The organism is uncultured Streptococcus sp., from assembly GCF_963518475.1.
In the GTDB taxonomy this organism is placed as follows: Bacteria; Bacillota; Bacilli; order Lactobacillales; family Streptococcaceae; genus Streptococcus.
Genome location: NZ_CAUQJA010000038.1, coordinates 1 through 5391 on the forward strand (window position 1 = coordinate 1; position 5391 = coordinate 5391).

Below are 5391 nucleotides of genomic sequence, written 5' to 3' on the forward strand. Positions count from 1 at the left end.
CTTGCTGATTTCGATCTATAGTCCGAGTCAGATAAGTCTGGTTTTACTGTATTCGTTGTACCATCCTTATAAGTAATGGTCACAGTACCATCATTTGATATTTCATAGTCTTGTATACGGTTTGCATCTTGTGGATTTGATGCTTTTACCGCTGCAAGAATCTTTTGTTTATCATCTTCTGATGGAGTTGTCGTATTACTTACTTGAACTGTCGCTGGCACTTTACCTGGGAATTTTTCACTTAATTTCCCTTGTACAATTTTAAATGTAGTGTCTCTATTTTCATTTTCAGAAAGGTCTTTTGTACGAATCTCACGTGACCAAATATTTCCTGGTTCATATCTTTGATTTGCGTTGTATGTACCTTCAATTGTCAACGTAGCTGGCTTCGTAGAAGTAGCCTCTCTCGAATCTCCAGTGATATTGGTAATCTTTCCATTAGAATTATGATTAGTATCTGTCATGTTAGTTGTGACAGTCCTACCATCCCATACTTCTAGATTACGAATCTTACCACTGTTATCCGTAGTTTTCACAACAAATCGATATTCATCCCCAGCGTAAAGTTCATATCCACTAGCAGTACGTCCGTTTTCGTCATTAGCATCATTACGAACAGCTTTCTTAGGTTGATCAACCCATTTGTCCCCATTTTTGACTTGAAGAACAACTTCTACATTTGGTTTTTCAGTTTCCTTAGTAATTGTCTTAGAAGTTGTGGCAGAAGTTAGAGTCTCAGTTCCTCCAGCAGGATTACTTACAACCTTCTCTTGTTTAACCGTTACATCGCCTGTAGGCAACAAGCCATTATTGGCATCAGTAACCCGTTTCAAATCAGTTGAATCAAAGGTTACACTTGTACCAGTGGCCTGTTTAGGAATTGTCTGACCGGCGATAGTTAAAGTTACGGTAGCTCCTGGAGTTACATTCGTTACTACAATTGAACGATTTGGCAAACCACCCTTTTCAGTAACTGAATCAGCTGCTATTTCAGGTGCTTGTGGATTTACTCTCACAGTAACAGGGACATTTTGTTTAACTCTGACACCTGTTGAGTCTGCAGGTAACTCTACCTCCACTTGTTTGGTAAATGTTCCAACTGTCGTAAGTGACGGCGCACCACCAACCCACTTGTAATTAGTGTTTGTTGCGTTAAAGTCTGGATTTCCTTCTAATCTCGTAACCGCTTCTTTAGGATTTGCTACAGCTTGTTTATAACCAGCTTCATCCGTCTTGTTTTGTGTGAAAACGTAAGAACGTTCTGATCCAAATTTATAAACATCATGAACAACATCAACGGTCTTACTTAGTTTAGTAGTATCGCCAGCACCCGTACGACCAACAGGATAAGTAAAGGTGACTTGATAAATTTGTCGACCTGTTTTCGCTGTGCTAATCGGTGAATTTGCAACAGGCTGCCCATTTTTTCTCCAAGTTTGACTAGCTCCACTTGGGTAATCATCGTTTCCTTGCTTATTCACATAATCATGCCATAAGGTGCCGTTATGAGGATTTGTACCTTGAATATCATTCACAGGTCCCTTAGGGGCAATCGTAGCTAAAACCTTATAGTTGACCGTTACATCATCGGTTGAACCATCCGAATACGTAACACGCGCAACAGCGCTCTTTGTCCCAGTAGTCGAATTGTTAATCGTATTCGTCCAACTAACTGTCGCACCCGCAGGCAGAGCTTTTCCACCTTCAAGTTGAACAAAGTTAGCTGCATTTCCCAAATCCGCTGCTGTTTCACCCGCATAAGTATATACGGTATCTACTTTAGCCACGGCATTATACTTATCCGTTTGATCCTTAACAACAAACTTGATATAACCTTCGTTATTATCAGTTTTATTTGATGTATTCTGGTTATCCGTAGTTACGAGCTTACGTTCAGTAAAATCACCTTTTCTCAAGCTTTTATCCAAAGTACCTGTCAAGGTAATCGTAGCATTGGCTTGGTTTGTCGTAGAAGTGATGGTATTAGAACGTGTTACCCCAGTGAAACCGCCATAGTTAGCAGCAGTTCCATTACCAGCGCCATCATCGCTTCCATCAGGTCTAGTCAACTTCAATGAATTGATTTTTCCAGAGTCATCCGTCGCTTTTAGGGTAATATTAACCGGTTCGTTGCGATATAAATAGATTTCTTTGGTATTCGGATTGTCATAAGGAATAACTAACTTAGGACGTTCGTTAATTGTTACAGATGGTGGAATCGGTTCGCTACGTGTACCATCTTTATAGACAATAGTCGCTTCTCCATTATTTGCTACTTCAACTCTATCAATACGGTATGCTTTTTGATTATTTTTAGCATAAATAGCAGCCGTTACAGCATCCTTCTCATCCTTTGTTAGATTATTCTTATCTACTACAGGCGTAAACTCAGGATTTTTTATTGTAAATTCTGATTCATACTTGTAACGCTCATTCAAAGCACGTTGCTTAATAAAGAAGTTTCCTGTACTGTTGTCTCCCGGAATCGTAACATTCCCTGCTTTATCTGTTGCTACTGCATTACGACGCCATTCATTTTTAGGAGCATAAACCAAATCATCTTTCATATGCCCAGTTGCAGTTATGACTGCCGGATTAGACTCAGTCGCAACGAGATTCCCGTTTGGATCTGAGAGAGAAGTAGCTGACCCAGTCCCATAATTGGTATCTCCAAAGATGTTTTGAGCCATTTCTGACGCTGGTCTGTAACCATCAGCCTGTGCTACAAGTTTAAACTCACTCAGTTTTCCCTTATTATCTACGGCTTTCATTTCAAAACCGATATCATCACCTGCATAGTAATAGTAATATTTATCTCCTGCTATACCTCCTGCTTCTGCAGCTAGAGGTTTATTATTACGGGTCGCAGTAACGGTTATTACTGGAGGTGTTTTTTCCTTCTCTAAAGAAGCATTGATGACACTAGTAGAACCGTCACGATAAGTAACCGTGATGGTGCCATCTGTTGCAACGTCAATTTTTGATTTAGTACCAGGGTAAGACAGCGTAAAGCTACCATCTGGATTGGTCGTTTGACTTGCTTGAGCAATATTTGGAGCAAGATCTCCATTTTTGGATAAATCCGTTAAATTCGATTGTTTTCCAACAAAATTATTATAAACTTCCTTAACTTCATCTGGTGTCAAATGGTCCAAATCAGAAACCTGAACAGTATTACCACTTTGGATGTCATGACGTTCGTTGAAACCTTTGATATAGTAACCAACGTTAGCAGAAGCTACCTCTCTATTATAGTTTTGTCCTACAAAACGATAAACATATGTTGTCCCAACTTCAGCTGAAGCATTGTTTCCACCAACCGTTCCCACCAATCGAGCAGTTACAGCTGGTCTGTTTAACTCTTCATTATTGTTAGGACCTGCATATACAACACCAGGAATAACATTTCGATTCTCGATGTTCATATACTTAACGCGGCCTGAATTAGTATTTACTCCTTCTAAACCTACGTTATCTCCAATAACATCACCGTTAAAAACTTCTTTATAGGTAGTAACATTAAAACGGAATGTTGAGTTGGTATTCGTATTGGTAGTCTGCTGTCTATAACCCGTCGGAACACTTGCTGATTGAACTGCAGAACCATTCCCTGGAGTATCTTCATAAATAGGAGCAGAACTTACTTGAACCTGCATATTGGCAGTCGCAGTCGGCACATTATTATCGTATTTGACCCTTACTACAACTTGTCCATCTAAGTTCCGGTTTTGGCCATGACGATAACTATAACCTGCCTCTGAACCATGTGCATATGTTTTTTCCATTGAATTACCGTTAAAGGTCGCACTTTGGACATGTCCACCTTTACCGACTTCGATTTTTACACCGACATGACTCAAGGCACTATCAGCATGGACATTCATGGTATAAGTTGCTATACCAGTTCCCTTATCAAAAGTAGCAGTTGGACTACTTACATTCATACGGCCATCGCCCTGCTGAGGAGCCCAACTTGCTCGAAGAGAAGCATCGCGCAACATCGGTTTCCCATTTCGTGCATCACGCGCACCTGAATGGGCTCTCAAAACGGCATTAACAATGGAATTACGAGCTAAGGTTGCTTTTTGCACCACTGCTGTCAAATCACTAGTTGGATCAGCCAAGGCCTTTTCAATTTCAGTTACCGCAGCGTTGACCTTAGTGATAGCTGAGTCAGTATTTGGTAAACCAACAGCTTTAGCTAGGTACTCACCCATCTCAGCTGAAAGTTTTGTCAACTTCTTACGATTGTCATCTTGTTGCTTATCTGAAACTTCCGCTGTTGCGATAGCACCAGCAGTAACTCCTACGATACTAGTCGTGGTAGAAGTTGATTGAGCAGCGCTCGCACTAACCTTCCCATCAATTTCAGTTGCCTTCAGTAGAGCAGAATCAATTTTAAGGCCAGTTGATTCTTTTGATACAGAAGCATCTCGGTCAGTTGCTGGCGCAGAAGTGCTCTGTTCACCCGATAAACTAGCCACCAACGAGAAACTACCCGGCTCACTTGTTGTTTGACTAATACTAGTAGAGCTGCTGACAGATGCACTATTCGAAGTACTTGCTGAGGCACTGGCAGAAGTACTCGTCGAAGCACTGGCTGACGAACTCTTAGATACAGATTCTGACATCGAAGTGCTTTCGCTCAAAGAAGTAGACAAGCTAGCAGAATTCTCTGAATTACTTACAGATGTCGTACCCAAAACTACTGTATCATTTGTAACCAAAAGATCTGGATTTTCCAGTGTTTTTTCCACGGCTACTGTTTCATTTGCAAACACTTTTGTTTGAGTAGCAACAGTACCACCTAAAACAGCCCCTGTGGCAGCAATCCCCTTGATAATATCCAGACCTGTAATAGAAGGATTCACTTTATCCTCTACTACTTCTGTCATGACTTGAGTCGTGTCTACACCACCGCGCAAGACCTTGAACAAACCAAAAAGAGAGGTTGAAGCTCGCAACCAATGTTTCCCTGATTTGATCAACTTATACCGCGTCACTCGGTCGGTTTCTCTATACTCACCTTTCTGACGTCTAAAAAACATGTTTCACTCCTTCGTTCTTACTTAAAAGCGGACAATCCACCCAATTCTAATCATACTTTAACAGTATACTCTAAGCGCAAACGATAGTCAAGATATTATATTGTTTTTTTCAAAAAAAATACGAGGTTCCAAATCTATTTATATATGAAAAAGTCATTTCTATAATAGGAACCCCTCCAAAAAGAATCAAACCTATTTTAACATTCCCTTCTTTTAAATTCATACTATAAAAATAAAACTATAACAGAGACCATGACATCAACAAACTTACCTCCCTGAGCGTTCTTATATTTCATATTTTAAAAACAAAAAAGCTGTGAATCATGACATCCACAGCAGTTAC

The 5391-nt window shown here is 40.2% G+C and carries 1 protein-coding gene; it reads right to left on the reverse strand.

Going from position 1 to position 5391, the window contains the following annotated elements; translation table 11 throughout:
* On the reverse strand, window positions 1-5048 hold a 5048-nt coding region (locus RYK12_RS09840; RefSeq protein WP_314848813.1), incomplete at its 3' end, for an accessory Sec-dependent serine-rich glycoprotein adhesin.
* Window positions 5049-5391: the final 343 nt, after the last annotated feature.